The 18,796-nt window shown below is 69.8% G+C and carries 18 protein-coding genes; 11 read left to right on the top strand and 7 right to left on the bottom strand.

Translation table 11 applies throughout. From position 1 onward, the window contains the following. The first annotated feature begins 58 nt into the window (after positions 1-58). The gene (locus tag ON41_RS26520) at positions 59-550 is read left to right on the top strand and encodes a DUF3237 domain-containing protein (protein WP_218003565.1); all 492 of its coding nucleotides are present in this window, start codon (positions 59-61) and stop codon (positions 548-550) included. Here the strand turns inward: ON41_RS26520 and ON41_RS26515 are convergent. Next, positions 526-1,164 (bottom strand): TetR/AcrR family transcriptional regulator, encoded by a 639-nt coding sequence (locus tag ON41_RS26515; protein WP_040750547.1) that lies wholly within the window; start codon positions 1,162-1,164, stop codon positions 526-528. The two genes, ON41_RS26520 and ON41_RS26515, sit on opposite strands and share 25 nt — an antisense overlap. After that, the gene (locus ON41_RS26510; protein ID WP_063709959.1) at positions 1,161-2,393 is read right to left on the bottom strand and encodes a glycosyltransferase 87 family protein; all 1,233 of its coding nucleotides are present in this window, start codon (positions 2,391-2,393) and stop codon (positions 1,161-1,163) included. The genes ON41_RS26515 and ON41_RS26510 overlap by 4 nt, the downstream gene beginning before the upstream one ends. Positions 2,394-2,472: 79 nt before the next feature. On the opposite strand from ON41_RS26510, the gene ON41_RS26505 reads away from it, so the two are divergent. The 3 genes from ON41_RS26505 to ON41_RS26495 all read left to right on the top strand — a co-directional run bounded on the left by ON41_RS26505 (position 2,473) and on the right by ON41_RS26495 (position 6,545). Further along, positions 2,473-3,813, top strand: coding sequence for a purine-cytosine permease family protein (locus tag ON41_RS26505; protein WP_040750545.1), 1,341 nt, complete (start codon positions 2,473-2,475; stop codon positions 3,811-3,813). Further along, positions 3,806-4,912, top strand: coding sequence for a phosphotransferase enzyme family protein (locus tag ON41_RS26500; RefSeq protein ID WP_051162526.1), 1,107 nt, complete (start codon positions 3,806-3,808; stop codon positions 4,910-4,912). The genes ON41_RS26505 and ON41_RS26500 overlap by 8 nt, the downstream gene beginning before the upstream one ends. 133 nt (positions 4,913-5,045) lie before the next feature. Next, the gene (locus ON41_RS26495) at positions 5,046-6,545 is read left to right on the top strand and encodes an amino acid permease (protein WP_051162548.1); all 1,500 of its coding nucleotides are present in this window, start codon (positions 5,046-5,048) and stop codon (positions 6,543-6,545) included. A gap of 19 nt (positions 6,546-6,564) precedes the next feature. On the opposite strand, the gene ON41_RS26490 is transcribed toward ON41_RS26495, so the two are convergent. Then, positions 6,565-7,113, bottom strand: a complete 549-nt coding sequence (locus ON41_RS26490) for a hypothetical protein (RefSeq protein ID WP_040750542.1) — start codon at positions 7,111-7,113, stop codon at positions 6,565-6,567. A 299-nt stretch (positions 7,114-7,412) separates the two neighbouring features. Between ON41_RS26490 and ON41_RS26485 the strand changes: the two genes are divergently transcribed. Continuing rightward, on the top strand, positions 7,413-8,267 hold the full coding sequence (locus ON41_RS26485; RefSeq protein ID WP_040750540.1) for an alpha/beta fold hydrolase: 855 nt from the start codon (positions 7,413-7,415) through the stop codon (positions 8,265-8,267). 102 nt (positions 8,268-8,369) lie between these two features. Further along, positions 8,370-9,029 carry a TetR/AcrR family transcriptional regulator gene (locus ON41_RS26480; RefSeq protein WP_040750539.1) on the top strand — a complete coding sequence of 220 codons (660 nt, stop codon included), beginning with the start codon at positions 8,370-8,372 and terminating at the stop codon, positions 9,027-9,029. On the opposite strand, the gene ON41_RS26475 is transcribed toward ON41_RS26480, so the two are convergent. Then, positions 9,023-10,225, bottom strand: coding sequence for a PucR family transcriptional regulator (locus ON41_RS26475; RefSeq protein ID WP_040750538.1), 1,203 nt, complete (start codon positions 10,223-10,225; stop codon positions 9,023-9,025). The genes ON41_RS26480 and ON41_RS26475 overlap by 7 nt on opposite strands. Before the next feature lie 125 nt (positions 10,226-10,350). Next, the gene (locus ON41_RS26470) at positions 10,351-11,583 is read right to left on the bottom strand and encodes a PucR family transcriptional regulator (RefSeq protein WP_040750589.1); all 1,233 of its coding nucleotides are present in this window, start codon (positions 11,581-11,583) and stop codon (positions 10,351-10,353) included. 251 nt (positions 11,584-11,834) lie between these two features. On the opposite strand from ON41_RS26470, the gene ON41_RS26465 reads away from it, so the two are divergent. Next, positions 11,835-12,983 (top strand): esterase/lipase family protein, encoded by a 1,149-nt coding sequence (locus ON41_RS26465; protein WP_040750536.1) that lies wholly within the window; start codon positions 11,835-11,837, stop codon positions 12,981-12,983. Further along, the gene (locus ON41_RS26460) at positions 12,980-14,380 is read left to right on the top strand and encodes a lipase family protein (RefSeq protein WP_063709958.1); all 1,401 of its coding nucleotides are present in this window, start codon (positions 12,980-12,982) and stop codon (positions 14,378-14,380) included. Before ON41_RS26465 ends, ON41_RS26460 begins: the two co-directional genes overlap by 4 nt. Here the strand turns inward: ON41_RS26460 and ON41_RS26455 are convergent. Continuing rightward, positions 14,322-14,741 (bottom strand): winged helix-turn-helix transcriptional regulator, encoded by a 420-nt coding sequence (locus ON41_RS26455; protein WP_051162524.1) that lies wholly within the window; start codon positions 14,739-14,741, stop codon positions 14,322-14,324. The genes ON41_RS26460 and ON41_RS26455 overlap by 59 nt on opposite strands. A gap of 66 nt (positions 14,742-14,807) precedes the next feature. Between ON41_RS26455 and ON41_RS26450 the strand changes: the two genes are divergently transcribed. The 3 genes from ON41_RS26450 (at position 14,808) to ON41_RS26440 (ending at position 17,905) form a co-directional block, all read left to right on the top strand. Further along, positions 14,808-15,710: an NADP-dependent oxidoreductase gene (locus ON41_RS26450; RefSeq protein WP_040750535.1), complete on the top strand. Its 903-nt coding sequence runs from the start codon at positions 14,808-14,810 to the stop codon at positions 15,708-15,710. An 8-nt stretch (positions 15,711-15,718) separates the two neighbouring features. Continuing rightward, positions 15,719-17,395: a DUF885 domain-containing protein gene (locus ON41_RS26445; protein ID WP_246460892.1), complete on the top strand. Its 1,677-nt coding sequence runs from the start codon at positions 15,719-15,721 to the stop codon at positions 17,393-17,395. Positions 17,396-17,614: 219 nt separating this feature from the next. After that, positions 17,615-17,905 (top strand): hypothetical protein, encoded by a 291-nt coding sequence (locus tag ON41_RS26440; protein WP_174411365.1) that lies wholly within the window; start codon positions 17,615-17,617, stop codon positions 17,903-17,905. Between the two features lie 47 nt (positions 17,906-17,952). Here ON41_RS26440 and ON41_RS40630 read toward each other — a convergent pair whose 3' ends face one another. After that, positions 17,953-18,585 (bottom strand): DUF305 domain-containing protein, encoded by a 633-nt coding sequence (locus tag ON41_RS40630; RefSeq protein WP_083905660.1) that lies wholly within the window; start codon positions 18,583-18,585, stop codon positions 17,953-17,955. Positions 18,586-18,796: the final 211 nt, after the last annotated feature.

Here is an 18,796-nt window from a genome sequence, read left to right as displayed (position 1 = left end):
TATTTCGGGCCGGGCCCGGCCGTTTGACAATACATACGACCGACCGCATTCTTTAGTGGTGACGGATACACGTGTGAAAGACGTCGGGCAGATCGCGACGGAGCACCTGTTCGATATCGTCGTCGACCTGAATACCCCGCTCTCGATCGGCGAGGGGCCGTTCGGGCGGCGGGTGCTGTTCGGCGCGGCCGGGGGTTCGTTCGAGGGTCCCGGCCTGCGTGGCGAAGTCGTTGCGGGCGGCGGGGATTGGGCGTTGTTCCGCCCGGACGGCACCATGACCCTGGATGTCCGGCTGACGCTGCGCACGCACGACGGGGCCCTGGTGTCGATGACCTACGGCGGCCGCTGGACCATCCCGCCCGAGGTCCGCGCCGAGATGGGCGCGCCGGGCGGCCGCTACGGCGTCGATCCGTCCCGCTACTACTTTCGCACCGCGCCGCTGTTCGAGACGGGTGCGCCGGGCTACGCCTGGCTGAACGACATCGTCTGCGTGGGATCCGGATATCCGGTCGAGGGCGGCGTGGCCTACCGCGTCTTCCGGGTGCGCTGAGTGGCAGGTCGCGGGGGTTCGCCGAGCATGCCGTCGACGATGCGGCGCGCGGTGTCCAGGCTGCTCGAATCACCGAGCCGGAGAGCGATATTGGTGGCCGTGAGCACCGCCGCGAGCTGGACGGCGGCGAGTCCCGGTTCGGCGCCGGGCAGTTCACCTGCGGCAGCCGCGTTTTCGGCCTCCCGGGTCAGCAGGGCGATCCAGCCGCGGTGCTGTTCGATCAGGGCGTCGCGGACCGGCCCTGGGCGGCTGTCGAATTCGGGCAGGGTGGCGCTCCAGAAGCAGCCGCCGGGGAAGACCGGCTCGGCCGCGTAGTCCAGCCAGGCGGCGACGAGCGCGCGCAGGCGCGGTGCGCCCTCGGCGGCCTCCTCCGCCGGACGGATCACACGGTCGGTGAAGATCTCGGCCGCGGCGGCCACGGTGGCCAGCTGCAACCTCTCCTTCGTCCGGAACAGCGTCTGGATTCCGGCCTTGCTGATTCCGAGATCGTCGGCCAGACGTCCGAAACTCAGCCCGCCGAGCCCGTCGACCGAGGCGATATCGGCGGCGTGGCGGGTGACGGCCTGCCGCGAGCGCGCACCGCGCAGCAGCCGGCCGTCGGAGATCTCGTTCATTCGCGCGCGCTGCGCCTCCGCGCGGCCACCACGTACACCGCCACCAGCAGGACGCTCAGCCACACGTAGGTGTTGCCGATGATGTGTTGCCAAGGCGTCCAGGCGTATTCGCGGTTGTCGTCGCCGGGCTCCCAGTTCTGCGGGCCGATGACGAAGACGATCGTCGTCACCGTGACGACCGCGTACCAGATCAGTGCCTGCCGTCGCGGGAGCCGGGTCGCGACGCCCACTGCGGCCATCAGGGCCGGCGCGATCCACACCCAGTGGTGCGACCACGAGATCGGCGAAACCAGCAGTGTGAACACGGCATTGAAGGCCAGCGCGAGCGCCGGTGCGTCCGACGCCTGCCGCATGGCCGTCACGACCAGTGCCAGCAGCGCCAGCGACAGCAGCAGCCACACCACGGTGAATTCCGGCCGGGGCACCTGCAGGCGCGACAGCACGCCCTGGATCGACTGGTTGGTGTGGAACGCCGAACCGCTCAGCCCGGACACGTTGCCCATACCGCCGAACCAGTACCGCGTCGATTCGCCCGGCATGATCGCGTAGGCCAGCGCGCTGGTCACCACGCCGGTGATCGCGGCGGTGGCGGCGGCCTTGTAGTCGCGGCGCACCAGGAAGTAGAGGACGAACGCCGCCGGGGTCAGCTTGATGGCCGCGGCCAGGCCGACCAGCATGCCGCGCTTCCACTTCGGCCGCGTGGCCATGCAGTCGGCGACCACCAGGACCATCAGGATGATGTTCACCTGGCCGAAGTCGAGCGTCGAATGGATCGGCTCCAGCAGCAGGCCCAGCGGCACCGCGCAGGCCGTGGCCCACAGCATGAGTTCGGTACCGCCGTCCCAGACCCGGCGGGCGACGAAGTAGAGGGTCACCGCCAGCGCCGCGGTGGAGACGACGAAGAACGCGATCGACGAGGCGTGCAGGGGCAGCATCGCGAACGGGCTCAGCGCCAGCGCCGCGAACGGGGGGTAGATGAACGGCAGCCCGATCCCGACGGTCGTCTTCGGCAGCGTCCCGTACATATCCGAGCCGTGCCACCACGCCTGCACCCCGAGGCGGTAGACCTGCAGATCGATGAATTCCCGGCCGATCGGCTTCAGCGGCCAGGTCGGATGTAGCAGCCACCACGCGACCACCGCGATCAGCAATGCCGGAATCAGCCACACCCCGCGCCCGAATCGGTGGGTCGCGGCGGTAGGCAGGACGGGGGTGGTGACACTAACCATCCGGCACGAGATTACCGGTAAGGCGGCCTGCGGTGCGCGGATGGGTCGGAATGGCTCGGTCCGTAGCATGAGAGCCGCTATGACGATCAACCGTGCGCGCAGGCGGTCCGCCGAGGCGCCCCTCGTGCTCACCACCGACCCGGCTCGCAGCCTGTCCTTCTGGGATCAGACCGCGTTCTGGGCGAATCTCGGGGTCAGCCTCATCGGCTTCACCGGCGCCGTCTACGTGTTGCAGCCGGCGGGGCATCCGCAGCTGCCGATCGCGGGCGCGTTGCTGGCCACCGTTCTCGGCACGCTGCTCGGCACGGGCATGGTTGCGGCGGCCGGCGCGGTCGGCGCCCGGACCGGCGCACCCGCCATGGCGAACTTCCGGGGCCTGTTCGGCACGCGGCTGTCCTATCTGCCGACGCTGGCCAATATCGTGCAGTGCGTCGGCTGGGGCGTCTTCGAGCTGACCGTCATCTCCGGCGGCGTCCGGGTGCTCACCCACGATCGGGTGAGTCATGCGGTCGTCATCCTGGCCGCGGGGGCATTGTGCACGGTGATGGCCATCTGGCCGCTGAGCGTGCTGCACATCCTGCGCAAGTACGTCACCGTGGCGGTGGCGATCTCGATGCTGTATTTCACCGTGCAGCTGCTGCGCCATCCGCTCCCGCCGGTGCCGGGCACCTCGTGGAGCGGTTTCTTCCCCGGCGTGGACACCGCCCTCGCGGTCGCGGTGTCGTTCGTGCCGCTGGCCGCCGACTACACCCGGCACGCGCGATCCGCCCGCGCCGCCACGGGCGCCACCATGCTCGGCTATTCGGTCGCCCAGACCTGGTGCTATCTGCTGGGTGTGGTCGCGCTGATCCAGGTCGGGGGCGATCCGGATCGGATCTTCGACACCTTCCTCGGCGTCGCGGCCGGGTGGCTGTTCTTCGCGGTGCTGGTGCTGCGCGAATCCGACCAGTCCTTCGCCAACGTGTACTCCACTGCCATGTCGCTACAGAATTTCCTGCCGCGCGTGGACCGCCGCCTGCTGGCGGCGGGGGTCGGCGCGCTGGCCACCGTGCTGGCGCTCGGCGTGCGGGACTTCACCGGCTTCTCCAACTTCCTCCTGCTGATCGGCTCGGTATTCGTGCCGCTGTGCGCGGTGCTGGTGGTCGACTTCTGCTGGGGGAGGGGACGATTCGGCTGGGATCTGTCCGAGTCCGCGCCGGCTCGACCGCTGATGCTGCTGCCGTGGCTGCTGGGTTTCGCGGTCTACCAGCTGTTCAACCCGGGGTCGGTGGAATGGTGGGCGCGGCTGTGGACCGCTGTGCAGAACGCGCTCGGGGTGCATCCGGGCTGGTGGTCGTCAGCCTCGCTGTTCGCCTTCGCCGCCGCGGGACTGGCCACCGGCGTGCTGGTGGTGATCGAACGGCGGATCGCCCGTGACTGACGGCCGCGTCTTCGGGATGGGCGCGAGCCCGCTGGCCGAACCCGACTGGCCGCCACCGGAACTCGACGAGATCGCCGAGGTGGTGCCGCATTCCGGCCGTCCGGAACCGGTATCCGTGGAATGGCGCAGTCCGCGCCCGCTGTCGTCGACGTCGCTGGTGCGGACGGGCGGCGAGCGGCTCGTGGTGAAGCGGCTGCCGATCGCGTTGCGTGACACCGCGGCACTGGCCGAGGAGCACGCGTACATGGATCATCTACGGGCGCACGGAATTCCGGTGCCACGGGTGCCGCGGACCGTCACTCGTGGCGAATTCGTCTACGAGACACAGGAGGTCGGCACGGGTGCGGACCTCTACCGGCGGAGCTTCTCGTGGTCGCCCTATCTCTCGGTGGCGCAGGCCGCCGCGTCCGGGCGCATGCTGGCGCGCCTGCATCACGCCGCCGAGGGCTACGACGCTCCCGCGCGGCCGCCGCGCCCGTTGCAGGCCGGGCTGTGCACCGATCTCGTCGCGACGGTCGAGGAGTGGGCGGCCCGGCGGCCCGAGCTGGCGGACTTCCTGGCGGCCCATCGGTGGCGGGAAGACATCGCCGCGCTGCGCAGCGAATCGCACCCCCTGCGGGCCGAGGTGCCGGACCTGCCCGCATTGTGGACGCACAACGACTGGCACGGCACCAACCTGCTGTGGACCGGGGACGAGGTCACGGCGGTCATCGACTTCGGCCTGGCCAACCGCACCACGGCCGTCTTCGATGTGGCCACGGCGATCGAGCGGTTCGCGGTCGACTGGCTGTCGCTGCGGGCCGGCGGTCCCGCGCGCGTCCCGGTCGATCAGCTCACCGCCTTCCTCGACGCCTACCGGGCGGCGCGTCCGCTGAGCGATGCCGAGCGGGAGGCGCTGCCCGCATTGTTCCCCCTGGTCCACGTCGTGTACGAGCTGTCGGAGATCGAGTACTTCCTGACCGTCCTGCCGCGCCCGAACCACGAGAACGCCGATATCGCCTATCGCGACCACCTGCTCGGCCACCTCCGCTGGGCGGGTTCCGGCGCGGGGCGCGAATTCCTCGGGCTCCTGTCGGCCCTCTGTTACCGGCCCGTATGACGCGGGCATCAGGTTGGTCTCGAGTCGGCGACCCGAGACGCAGATCACACTCTCCTGCTGTTAGATTCTGCCAGCACGTCTGAAAGCGCGGTGTCCGGCGTGGGCGCCGCGGACGGAGGAGAAGAACTTGGCTATACCGGAGCCAGAACAGCAGGTAACAAACTCTGCGTCGGCGAGCCGGTGGGGCGGTCTGTTTCGCACCAAAAGTGTCGAGCAGTCGCTTCGCGATACGGATGAACCGGATGCGAAACTGCGCCGGGATCTCACGGCGTGGGATCTGACAATTTTTGGCGTCGCCGTGGTGGTCGGCGCCGGCATCTTCACACTGACGGCGCGCACCGCGGGCAATGTCGCCGGGCCCTCGGTCTCGCTGGCGTTCGTCTTCGCCGCGATCGCCTGCGGGCTCACCGCCCTCTGCTACGCGGAGTTCGCCTCGACCGTGCCGGTGGCCGGGAGCGCGTACACCTTCTCGTACGCCACCTTCGGTGAGTTCGCCGCCTGGATCATCGGCTGGGACCTCGTGCTGGAGTTCGCGCTCGCCGCGTCGGTGGTGGCCAAGGGCTGGTCCCAATATCTGGGCGAGGTGATCGGATCGCTCTCGCCGATCGTGCATTTCGGCTCGGTCAGTTTCGACTGGGGCGCGGTGCTGCTGATCGCGGTGCTCACGGTGCTGCTGGTGATCGGGACCAAGGTGTCCTCGCGGGTGTCCGCGGTGGCGGTCGCGATCAAGCTGGCGGTGATCGCGCTGGTGGTGGTCCTCGGCCTGACGTACTTCAAGGCGTCCAACCTGAAGCCGTTCATCCCGCCGTCGGAGCCGAGCGATGCCGGCAGCGGCGTGCACCAGTCGCTGTTCTCGTGGCTGACCGGCGCCGGTAACAGCACCTTCGGCTGGTACGGCCTGCTGGCCGCCGCGAGCCTGGTCTTCTTCGCCTTCATCGGTTTCGACGTCGTCGCCACCACCGCCGAGGAGACCAAGAATCCGCAGCGCAACGTGCCGCGCGGCATTCTCGGCTCGCTGCTGATCGTGACCGTGCTGTACGTGGTCGTCTCGCTGGTGCTGACCGGCATGGTGCCCTATACCGATCTGGCCGGAAAGGACGCCACGCTCGCGACCGCCTTCGCGCTGCACGGGGTGACGTGGGCGAAGAACGTCATCTCCATCGGCGCGCTGGCCGGTCTGACCACCGTGGTGATGGTGATGTTCCTGGGTCAGACCCGGGTGCTGTTCGCGATGTCGCGCGACGGGCTGATGCCGCGCTCGCTGGCCCGCACCGGGAAGAAGGGCACCCCGGTCCGGATCACCGTCATCGTCGGCGTGATCTGCGCGGTGCTGGCCGGATTCGTGGAGTTCGGCACCCTCGAGGAGATGGTCAACATCGGCACGCTGTTCGCGTTCGTGCTGGTGTCGATCGGTGTGCTGATCCTGCGCCGGACCCGGCCGGACCTGCCGCGCGGCTTCCGCGTGCCGCTGGTCCCGGTGGTTCCGATCCTCGCGGTGCTGGCGTGCCTGTGGCTGATGCTGAACCTGTCGGTGGAGACCTGGCTGCGATTCCTCATCTGGATGGTCGTGGGCTTCGTGCTGTATTTCAGCTATGGCGTACGGCATTCGGTGTTGCGCACCGGCGCGAAGTAGCCAGCGGCCGGAGCGCCGCTCACCCGGGCTGGACGAGGCCGTGCTGCGGCGCGGTCTCGGCGGCCGCGTGGGCGGCGCGGGCCAGCGCCCGCGCGCGGTCGAGCTGATCGAGCACGGCCGTCCAGCCCGCGTGGCCGGCGTCGAAGCGGACGCCCTCGGCCAGTTCGCGATGGATGCGCAACAGGGTGCGGGCGGCCTCGGCGGTGTGGGCCGCGGCGGCCAGCGGGGCCGGGACGGTCTCGGCGTCGCCGAACAGTTCGGCGATCCGGTCGGTCAGCCAGTAGGCCTCGAAATGCGCTTGCGCGCAGAGGTCCTCGCCGGACATCGACACCGCGCTGGGGCCGGCGGCGCGGGCCCGGTCCTCCAGGGTGGCGATATCGGGCGCGCTGGTCAGCGAATGTCGCAGGTCGGCGCCCATCAGCCGGTACAGCAGTCCGGCCAGCATGGCGTGCTCGACCGCCGCCGTATCCGAGCCGGCCATCTCCCGGCTCCAGACCTGCTGCGCCACCTCGTCGACCTCGGCGTGCAGAATCGCCAGCGCCGCCCGCAACTGCCCGATCGTGGCCATGAACGAAGGCTACCTTCTAGCAAACATCTTTCCCAGAGGGTTGCCGCACCGGTTTCCGAGTGTTTGCCACCGAATCCGTTGACCTGCGCCGACACTCGCGAATCCGCCCGGCCCGGGGTGCGATTTGCGGTAAATGGGAAATTTCGCTACCGGGCGGATCGGCACCGTGGCGAAGAGCGAGTGAACCGTCGCCCGTACGGTTTTCGCCGCCGAATGCCGCACCGTGACCGGATTCGGCTGGAAGAATCAGGGGGCATGAACGGATTGTCGATCGGGGCGGTCCGCACCGCCCCGGCGTCGTGATCGATATCTACCGCAGTGCCGCGGGCCATCGGGTCCTGACCGAGCGATATCGAGAACGATTGGCGCAGGCGCCGATTCCGCTGGAGCGACGGCGCGTCTCCGTGCCGGACGGCGAGACCTTCCTGCTCACGGCGGGGTCGCCGCAGGCGCCGCCGCTGGTGCTGCTGCACGGCTCGGCCACCAACTCCGCGGCGTGGCTGCCGGCGATGACCATGCTGGCCAGCAGGTTTCGCGTGCTGGCCGTCGACATCATCGGCGAGCCGGGCGGCAGCGCGCCCACCCGGCCGCCGCTCGGGTCGGGGCGCTACGCCGCCTGGCTGGACGCGGTGCTGGACCGGTGTGCGGTCGGGGAGACGGCGGTGCTGGCCGTCTCGCTCGGCGGCTGGATCGCGCTGGACCACGCGGTGCGGCGGCCGGGCCGGATTACGCGGATGGCGCTGCTGTCGCCGAGCGGAATCGGGCGGCAGCGGCGGGGTTACCTGGCGCCGGCGCTGCTGCTGTCGCTGGGCGGGGGTCCGGGCCGGCGCGCTCTGAGCCGCTACCTCCTAGGTCCCGGGTTGGAACGGACGCCCGGCGCCGACCGGCTGGTGGACGACACCGCGACCGTCGCCCGGCACTTCCGGCCGCGGATGGATCCGATCCCGCTGTTCACCGACGCGCAGCTGGCCGCGATCACGGCGGAGCTGCTCGTGGTGGTCGGCGCGCGGGACGTTCTGCTCGATTCGGCGCAGACCGCGCGGCGGCTGCGCGCCTGCACCCGGGCCGAGGTGCAGCTGGTGCCCGATGCCGGGCATCTGATCCCGCCGCGGGGCGATCTGGTGCCGAATTTCCTGCTCCGCGAGCCCGATTGAGCCGCCCCGCCCCAGCCATCATGTAGCGATCTCGTGGAAGTACAGCCCGACCGGTTCGGTGGCCATCGAGAGGGCTGTGCGTTTGCTCAATATCCTGTGTGCATGAGCGCGCAGACCGGAGGACGCACCGGCCCCTTACCGCGGGGCCGGCACCGGCTGACCCGTGCCGAGGTGCAGTCGTCGCAGTACCGGCGGTTGTGCGGGGCGGCGCTCGTCGCGGTCGGCGAGCTCGGATACTCCGCGACCACGGTCGCGGATATCGTGTCGCGGGCCCAGGTGGCCCGGCGCACCTTCTACGCCATGTTCTCGTCCAAGGACGAATGTTTCGCCGCCGCTTACGATTACGGCGTCGATATGGGTCTGCGCCGGTTGCGCGACGCGGTGGACGCCTCCGGCTCGGCGGTCTTCCACGACCGGGTGCGCGCCCTGTTCGAGATCTACCTGGCCGTCCTGGCCGCGCAACCGGCGGCCACCCGCGCCCTGTACGTGGAGACGCTCGTCGCGGGCGGCCCGCTGGTCTCCCATCGCGCCCGCGTGCACCGGCTGTTCGCCGACTACATCATCGATGTGGCCCGCCTCGGCGTGGGCCGCGGAGAACTGTCCGTGGAACCGGACCGCCAGATGATCGACATGCTGCTCGGCGGCATAGACGACCGCATCCGCGATTGCCTCCACGAGCGCGGCGCCGCCGCCCTCCCCGACCTGGCCCCCCTCTTCACCCGCACAGCCCTGGCCCTATGCGGCGCGGGGAGGGGTCAGTGAATGCCGTTGCCGGGGGCGGCGTCTCGGTAGGTGCGGGCTATGAGGGCGGCGCGTAGGTACCAGAGGCCGCTGGGCTGGGCGGGGTCCAGGCCCGTGAGCTGGCCGATGCGCTTGAGGCGGTAGTCGACGGTGTTGGTGTGCACCTGCAACTGCCGGGCGGTGCGCTGGCGCGACAGGCCCGTGGCGAGGTGGCGGCGCAGCGTGTCCAGCAGATCCGGGTAGGTCTCGAGCGGGTCGAGCAGTGCGCCGAGCCGGTCCAGGCCGGGGCCGGGCCGGGTGAGCTGGTACTCCATGGCCAGGTCGGCGAACCGGTACAGGCCGGGGGCGCTGTCCAGGCGTAAGACCATGTCCAGCAGTTCGTGCGCGCGGTCGGCGGCGTCGGGAATCTGCGGGGTGGTGGCCGAGATGATCGTGGCGGTGACGGGAACCTGGGCGGCGGCGGACAGTCCGGGTACCAGCTCGTCGATGGGCGCCTCGGTGGTCGTGTCCTCGGAGGCCAGGTCGCCGGGGATCAGCACGGTGCCGCCGTCGACGCTGAGCAGCGACAGGGCGCGGCCGCCGCAGCGGGCGCCCAGTTCGGCCTGTAGTCGCCGGAGCTTGCGGCGGGCGACGACCTTGGGATCCACGTTCGGATGCGTCTCGTCGCGGTGGCGCGGCACGTGAACGGCGAGAACCGCGTACGCCGGCCCGATCTCGATACCGCTCTCGCGGGCCATGGTCGAGGTCGGATGCCCGGCCAGCAGCGCCGAGACCAGAGTGTGCACCGCGGTGTGGTGCTCGGTCACCGCGGCCTGATGCTCGCGCACGTAGGCCAGCGCGACGGCCGGGGTGATGGTGTCGAGCGTCCGCAGCAGCAACTGCGCGGGGTCCTCGGGCCGCTGCGCCGGATCGGTCTTGTTCAGCAGCAGATCGAAGGCCAGGCGGAACCCCTCGTGGACCGCGTGGTGCACGGTGTCGATCGGGATGCCCTCGCGGGCCCAGTCCGCGGCGGCCCGCTGCAGGCGCGCCACCTTGTCGCTGGGATCGCGGCCCTCGAGCAGGTCGATCGTCAGTTCCAGGCAGACCCGGGTGACCGTGGTGATATCGCCGTGCAGGGCATCCCCGGGCAATGTGGCGCACGATGCCACGTGGGTAGCGAAGTGTCCGACAAGCTGCCGGGACAGACTCCGAAGATCATGAGATGTGCGTCCGCTCATGCAGGGCTCCGCGCTGGGGGGATTCAAGGAACTACAACGTTCCTATTGGCGGCCAACCCTAGCGACGGCACCCCGGCGGGCGCAACTTCCCGTCTCGAAAGTGACGGCGGCTCGCGCACTTTCGGTTATCCGGCGGCATCGTCGGGCATCGGATGCAGGCGGTGCACCGTGAGCGCCGCGGCCAGCAGCCGGGAGCCGTTCGGATCGGCGGGATCGGTGCCGGTCAGCTCGGCGATGCGGCGTAGGCGGTAGCTGAATGTATTGGGGTGGACGTGGATCTCGGCGGCCGCCGCCTTGCGGTCCGGGCCGTGGCGCAGATGGGCGTCCAGGGTCTCCATCAGATGCGGGCTGCGCAGCAGCGGGGCGATGCGCTCGGCCAGCCGGTCGCGGGCGGGGCCGGGGCGGGTGAGCTGGTACTCGAGCAGCAGGTCGTCGAACCGGTAGGCGCCGCCCGGCCGGCCCAGCAGCCGGGCCAGTTCGGCCAGCTCGGCGGCCTGCCGGGCGGCGACGGGCACATCGGCGCGCGTGGCGGCCGGGATCTCGGCCAGGAAGACGTCCGCGTCGAATTGCTCGGCGAGTTCGGTTGCCAGCCGCGATGTTTCGACCCGGTCCAGATCGGATCCGCTGGGCAGCAGAGCAATCCCGGAGGCACCGTCGAAGGTATGCAAAGTAGGGGCATTGGCCAGCCGGTCCAGGGTGTGCTGCAGCAGCCGGATGCGGCGCCGGATGAGCAGATTCGCGACCGCGGCGGGCTGGTCCTCCGGCCGTGGCTGGATCGCGAGCACGGTGTAGCGGTCGGCCAGGGCGATATCGGCGCGGGCGGCCAGTTCCTCGGCGGGCTGACCACGCAGTATCGCGGCGCACAGCGCGCGGCGGGCCTCGCGTTCCGCGTGGTAGATCGATTGCTCGACATCGCCGTAGGACTCGACCGTGATCGCGGTGATGTGCATGAGCAGTTGCAGCAGCCGGTCGCCGAAATCCACCAGTTCGGTGAGTTCGGACGGGTCGGCGAGTTCCACCGCCTCGCGGAGCACCTGCCGCGCCGAAAGGTGCACCGCCTCCATCAGCAGGCGCAGCGGCAGCCGGTCCTCGGCGTGGTGCCGCACCACCGGGAGGATGAGTTCGGCGACCTCCTCCTGGCCGAATTCGCGCCGCTGTTCCGTCGCGTGCAGGAAGGCGTGCGCGCAGCCGTAGATCGCCGGCAGCACCTCGAGGAAGTGGTCCTCGGGGAGGTCCGCGGCCTGGGGTGTCGAACCCAGGCCGGAGGCCAGGATGCGCTCGGCGAACTGGGGCAGGCGATCGAGCATGCGGGCGGCTAGACCGGGGGAGCTGGGCAGCGGGTGAACGGCGACCGACATGCTGGTGATTGTTGTGCGCGACAGAGTGAGCGGCAAGGGTTGCGTTTCCGGGAACCGTTTTTTGTCGCGGGCGACAAAGGGGTCGTGGATATCTGTTCGTCCAAGTGCAGTGACAGTGGGGGATTCCGGGCTCTACATTTCTCGTGGGGTCGATATGTTCGACATCACATCGGGCACGAGAAATGATCGGCGCCACAATTCCGGCGGGACTGTGGTGCGCGGTCGCCTCGTGTCACACGGAAGGTTTTGCAATGATGCGAAAGATTCGGCGGAGCGCCTCGGTCGGCGCGGCGATGGCCGGTGCGGTCGTGGTCGCCGCCGCGATGGTAGCGGGTGCGGCCGCGGCGGCGCCCGCCCCGCCGCCCGCCGCGGCCGACCTGGCCGACCAAGTGGCCGCGGGCCTGCGTCCCGCGCCGGACGGGCGGGTGCCCCGGCCGATCGTCGACTCCGGGAGCGGTTCCGGATCCGGCGAGGTGGTCAGCCGTGCGGCCGAGGCGATCGGCGAGGGCCCGGAGATGTCGGCGTATCTCCCCGCGTTCGCCTACGGCCTCACCCATCCGAATGCCGCGCCGCCCGGCGCCAACCGCTGGGACTGCGTTCCGAGTGCGGCACATCCGAATCCGGTGGTGCTGGTGCACGGGACGTGGCTGAATGCCTACGACAATTTCGCGTACATATCGCCGAAACTGGCCCGCGAGGGATATTGCGTATTCGCCCTGGATTACGGGTTGTCGGGAATTCTCGAGGGCGGCGGGATCGGCCCGATCCTGCCGGGGCGCTTCGGTGTGGGCCGGATCGAGGATTCCGCGCGGCAGCTCGGCGCCTTCGTCGATCGGGTGCGCGCGGCCACGCATGCCGAGCGGGTCGATATCGTGGCCCATTCGCAGGGCGGGACGGTGTCGAACCAGTATCTGAAATTCGAGGGCGGCGCCGGGAAGGTGGAGCGGCTGGTCACCTTCGGCGCCACCCATCACGGCACATCGATGCTCGGGATGGCGACCCTGGGCCGGTTGATCACCAACGCGGGCCTCGACATCCTGGGCTTCTACCGGCCGATCATCGGGCCCGCCAATTTCGAGCAGGCGGTCGGCTCGGAATTCGTGACGCGGCTGAACGCCGCCGGCGATACCGTTCCCGGGGTCGCGTACACGGTCGTCGGGTCGCGCTACGACGAGGTGATGAATCCGCTCGAGCTGACCTTCCTGCGCGCCGGGGCGGATGCCACGGTCGACAACGTCACCCTGCAGAACGGGTGCGAACAGGATCTGTCCGATCACCTGACGATGATGTACTCGCCGCGGGCGCTGTCGATCGCCCTGCACGCGCTCGATCCGGCCGGACAGCCGGATCTGGTGTGCGCGTTCAATCCCTGGTTCGTCGGCGGCGGGGGCGGGCTGTGAGCCAGCGCCCGCTGTTGCCCGACCGGGATCCCTTCTACCGGGCGCCGGACGGATTCCAGCGGCTGCCGGACGGGGCTGTGCTACGCAGCCGCGTGGTCGAACTCGCGGTGTTCGGCGTTGTCCCGCTTCGGGTGTCGGCGTGGCAGCTGCTCTATCGCACCCGGGATCGCGACGGTGTGGCGGAGGCGGCGGTCACCACGGTGCTTCTGCCCCACGGGTCCCGGCCGGACCCGTCGAGGCCGCTGGTGTCGTTCCAGTGCGCGATCGATGCCGTTGCGCCGCAGTGTTTTCCGTCTTACGCCCTGCGACGGGGCGCGCGGGCGCTCGGCGCGATTCCGCAACTGGAGCTGCCGCTGATCGTCGCGGCGCTGGCGCGGGGGTGGGCGGTGTCGGTGCCCGATCACGGCGGCCTCGGCGGGCGGTTCGGGGTCGCGCGGGAGCCTGGTTACCGGGCGCTGGACGGTATTCGCGCCGCGCTGTCGTTCGCGCCGATCGGGGGTGATGCGGCGACGACACCGGTTGCGCTGTGGGGGTATTCGGGCGGGGGACTGGCCACCGCGTGGGCGGCCGAACTCGCCGCCGGCTACGCGCCCGAACTCGGCATCGTGGGCGCGGTCGCGGGTTCGCCGGTCGGCGATCCCGGCAATGCGTTCGTGCGGCTCAACGGCACCTGGTTCGCCGGATTCGCGATGGTGTTCACCGCGGGCCTGCGCCGGGGATATCCCGAACTGGACGACGTCCTGCGCGGCCGGCTGCGCCCGCGCTATCTGGCCATGCTCGCGAAAGCCGAAGTGACGCCGACCATTCCGTTGCTCGCGGCGCTGGCCCGCCGCAATGTGGACAGACATTCCGACACCGGCCTGGCCGCCCTGATAACCCACCCCCGGATGGTGGAGATCCTCGACGACATCCGCCCCGGCGCCCACGCCCCGGAGATGCCCCTGTTCGTCCTCCAGGGCGTCAACGACGAGGTCATCGCCGCCGCCGACGTGGACGCCCTGGTCCACCGCTACACCGAGGCCGGCGCCCGGGTCCGGTACATACGCGACCGCCTCAGCACCCACCTCCCCCTCCAATTCCTCGGCATCCCGGTCATGACCGACTGGATAGCCGCCCGCTTCGCAGGCGCCCCCGCCCCCGAAGGAACCACCACGGTCTGGTCGGTAGCCTTCGCCCGCCGCGCCTTGGCCCTCCACCTGCACATGGCCTATCTGACGCTCCGGCTGCTGACCGCCCGTCCTATCCAGCCGTCATCTCCCGCAATGGATTCCGGCCGAAAGCGTGCCGGAAGAAGAGTCGGTTTCATCGCGGGACATGCTCCCCGCCGTACCCCCGACATCAGAGGGGAGTCGGTACTGCCACCTGACGTTCGTCGAATTCCGCACGGGCGGCGATGATCTGGTCCTTGTGCTCGACGGTCCACTCGCCCAGCAGGTGTGTCACCCGGCCCAGGTCGTTGCCGAGGTCGGTGAGGGAGTACTCGACGCGGGGCGGGACTGTGGGGTAGACCGAGCGCAGGACCAGGCCCTCGCGTTCCAGCGTGCGCAGGGTCTGGGTGAGCATCTTCTGGGTGATGCCGTCCAGACGGCGGCGCAGATCGTTGAAGCGGACGGGGGCGCCGCTCGAGCGCAGGACGCCCAGCACCAGCAGGACCCACTTGTCCGCCAGCACGGCGAGGATCTCGCGGGCGGGGCACTGGTGCAGGTAGCTGTTCACCAGGTCGTCGGGATCGGCCCCCCAGTCACAGACAGTATCCATCGGGTACCTCGGTATCGAATTAGTGCCTTCTTTCCAGAAGATACCAAGCCGCACAGAATCGGTGGCATGCGAGCGATCACTCAGAAGTCATTCGGCGGCCCCGACGTGCTGGAGACCGTGGAGGCGCCGCGGCCGGTGCCGCAGGCGGGCGAGGTGCTGGTCCGGGTGGCGGCCACCTCGGTGAATCCGGCCGACTGGAAACTCCGTTCGGGGGCCCTGCCGCACAGCCCCGAGTTGCCGATCACCCTCGGCTTCGACGTCTCCGGGACGGTCGCGGAACTCGGTCCGGGCGTGACGGCGTTCGCACCGGGGGACGAGGTGTTCGGAATGCTCTTCAGCGCATTCGGAGCATACGCGGAATACGTTGCGGTTCCGGCGGATTCGCTCGCCGCCAAACCGGCCGACCTCGACCACGTGCACGCGGCCGCGCTGCCGGTGGTCGCGCTGACCGGATGGCAGGCGCTGACCGAACTGCGCGCGGGGCAGCGCGTCCTCATCCACGCGGCCGCGGGCGGAGTGGGCCATCTGGCAGTGCAATTCGCCAAGGCCCGCGGCGCCTACGTCATCGGGACCGCCCGCGCCGTCAACCACGAATTCCTCCGCGGCCTGGGCGCCGACGAGCTGATCGATTACACCGCAGTCGATTTCACGACGGCGGTGCGCGACGTCGATGTCGTGCTCGATCTGATCGGCGGCGACTACGGCTCCCGCTCCCTCACGGTGCTGCGCCCCGGCGGCGCCTATCTGGACACGCAGGGCTCCGACGCCGAGAACGATCCGCGCTACGTCCGGATCTACGTCCAGCCCTCGGGATCCGATCTGCGCGCGGTCCTCGCATCCGGTCCGTTGCACATCGAGGTCGAGCGCGTGATGTCGCTGGCGGACGTCGCCGAGGCGCACAAGCTCAGCGAATCCGGCCGGGTCCGGGGCAAGATCGTGCTGGTTCCCTGGGAGGCGCCCACGGCATGATGGTCGTCATGGATGCCCACGACGAGCTGACGGATCTGGCCGAGCGGTACTGGGAGAGCGTGCTGGAGGCGTCGCCGAGTTCGGCGACGCTGCTGGGGGACAGGCGCTTCGACGATCGTATCGAGGACCTGTCGGAGGCCGCCGAACAGCGGCTGCTGACGGTCTGGCAGGGCCTGCTCGGCCGGGTGTCCGTGCTCGATCCGGCCCGCCTGACCGCCGAGGACCGCATCACCCGCAGCCTGCTGCAGACCGAACTCGAGTCCGGGATCGGCCAGCTGTCCTGGCGGCCGGCGGAGCTGGCGTCGGATCAGATGGACGGCGTGCACGCCGGACTGCTGACGCTGGCGTCGCAGGTCAACGCCCCGCAGCCGGAGAACGCCGAGGCCCTGGTGCGGCGGCACCGGCAGTTCGGCACGCTGCTGGACCAGGCCGCGGGCCGGTTTCGGGCGGGGCTGGCGGCCGGGCGCACGCCCGCGCGCATCACCGTCGAGCGGTCGCTCAACCAGCTCGACGGCTACCTGGCCTCCGATCTCGCGGACGATCCTTTCGTCACTCTCTCCGGCCCCTCGGACTGGGACGGCGAAAAGGAATGGCGCACAACGCTGTCCGAGGTGGCCGCCGATGTCATCCGCCCGGCGTTCCGGGCCTACCGCGACGTCCTCGCCGGCGAACTGCTGCCCGCCGCCCGCCCCGACGACCGGCCCGGCCTGTGCTGGCTGGGCGACGACGGGGCCGACATCTACCGCCGCCAGCTGCATCGCCACACCACCCTGCCCGATCTGGGCGCCGACGAGATCCACGCCCTGGGCCTGGCCGAACTCGAGCGACTGCGCGAGGAGTACGCGAAGGTGGGCGAACGACTGTTCGGAACGACCGACCAGTCCGTGATCTTCACCCGCCTGCGCGAGGACACCGCCCTGCGCTACTCCGACGCCGACGAGATCCTGGCCGATGCCCGGCGCTACCTGGGCGCGGCGCTGGCCGAGATGCCCCGCTGGTTCGGGCGCCTGCCCCGCGAATCCTGCGAGATCGTCCCGGTTCCGGACTACCTCGCCGCGGATGCTCCGGGGGCGTACTACTTCCCGCCCGCCGCCGACGGCTCCCGGCCGGGCACGTACTTCGTCAACCTGCGTGATGCCAAGGGCCGCAACCGTTTCGAGACCGCCGCGGTGGCCTTCCACGAGGCCATCCCGGGTCATCATCTGCAATTGACCATCGCCAACGAACTCGACCACCTGCCGCGATTCCAGCGGCAGTCGTTCGCCAACACCGCCTTCGTCGAGGGCTGGGGGCTGTACGCCGAGCGGCTCGCCGACGAGATGGGCCTGTACGGCGACGATCTGGCCCGCGTCGGCATGCTGGCCGCCGACTCCTGGCGCTCGTGCCGCCTGGTCGTCGACACCGGACTGCACGCCAAGGGCTGGACCAGGCAGCAGGCGGTCGACTTCATGACCGCCAACGCGCCGGTCGCCGTCTCGGAGATCGTCGTCGAGGTCGACCGCTACATCGCCATCCCCGGCCAGGCCGTCGCCTACAAGGTGGGTCAGCTGGAGATCCTCCGGCAGCGCGCCCTGGCGACCGAGCGCCTCGGTGATCGCTTCGACATCAAGGCTTTCCACGACGTCGTCCTGGGAGCGGGTTCGGTCGGCCTGCCGGTGCTCCGAGAATTGGTGTCCTCGCTGTAGGCGTGTCGTGAGAACCAGCCCTAAACGGGGCGCAGGTTTTCGGTCGCGTGATCAGCTGCGGCGATGTTGGTGTGTCCGCTCACGGGGTAAGCAGCAAATGCGGTTCAATTGATGTGATCGACGAGTTCTAGCTGCATGCTCAGCCGCCCAGCGCGCCATCCGGGCGTATCGCTACACACCGGCATCACCTCAGCATCCGAGAGGACAACGACCGTGAGCATGGTTCTCGCCGCAGCCCACGATATGTACAGCACGGTGCTGGCCCAGGTCGGCAATCCCACGCCGGAGACCCCGCCGGCGGCCGACAAGCTCATGAAGCTGGTCCGGTACTTCACCTGGTTCGTTCTGCTCTCCGGCGTCACGGCCGTCACCTACGGTGGCGGCAAGTTCGCCTGGGAGAAGTGGAGCGGCGGGAGCCTGGAGTCGCCGAAGATGATCGCCGGCGCGATGATCGGTGGCGGCGTCGCGACCAGCGCGGGGACCATCATGAACGCCGTCATCGGCAGCTGACCGGCCCGCGCGGGTGTGCCCGCGAGGCACACCCGCGACGCGTGTACTCAGCCGAGCATGCCCCGCATCTGCTGGATCTCGGCCTGCTGGGCGGTGACGATGGCCTGGGCGAGCGCCTTGGCGTCCGGATTCACGCCCTGCGCCAGCTCGGTGTTCGCCATATCTATGGCCCCTTGGTGATGGTCGATCATCATTCGCATCCACATCCGATCGAACTCCGGCCCGGTGGCATTCTCGAGCGCCGACATCTGATCGTGCGACATCATGCCGGGCATCTCGTGCCCCATCGCCCCGGGCGCCGGTTTGCCGAAGCTGCCCAGCAACTCCGTGAACTGTCGCATCTCCGGGGCCTGGGCCTTCTCCACATCCGCCGCCAGCGCGATCAGCTGCTGATTCTGTGACCTGCCCGGGACCAGCTTCGCCATCTCGACCGCCTGGGCGTGGTGCGGATACATCATCTCCAGGAACGAGACGTCGGCGTCGGTGAAGTCGGTCCGGGTGGGCGCGGTGGCGCCCGTGGGCTTGTCGTGGTTCATGCCGGGCATATCCGACATACCGGTCGCCGGAGCGTGCGATGCGGGCGTCGAGGTGTTCGAGTCCCCGTTGCTACAGCCGGCGATGAGCAGGACGGCGGCGATACCGGTGCCGGCCAGGGTGATTCGGGTACGCGAATGGAACATGGTGATACTCCTCTGGAGTTGGGGAAGTTCTGCGATCGGCAGGTTGACTCGCGCCCGCGTGGAGTGTGCACGCCGGCGCGGTGGCCCGTCAGATCCGCAGAATCGCCAACTCCGCCAGCGAGAGCACCGTCCATGGTGGCGGTCGGGTGCGCCGGACCGCACGCGGCCACGCCGTCCGCATTCCGGAATCGCGCCCGCGGATGCCCACCCA

The sequence above is a fragment of the Nocardia transvalensis NBRC 15921 genome (assembly GCF_000308875.1).
Classification (GTDB): domain Bacteria; phylum Actinomycetota; class Actinomycetes; order Mycobacteriales; family Mycobacteriaceae; genus Nocardia; species Nocardia transvalensis.
Note: the sequence above shows the minus strand (reverse complement) of the source record. Positions and strands in the feature narration are given on the sequence as shown.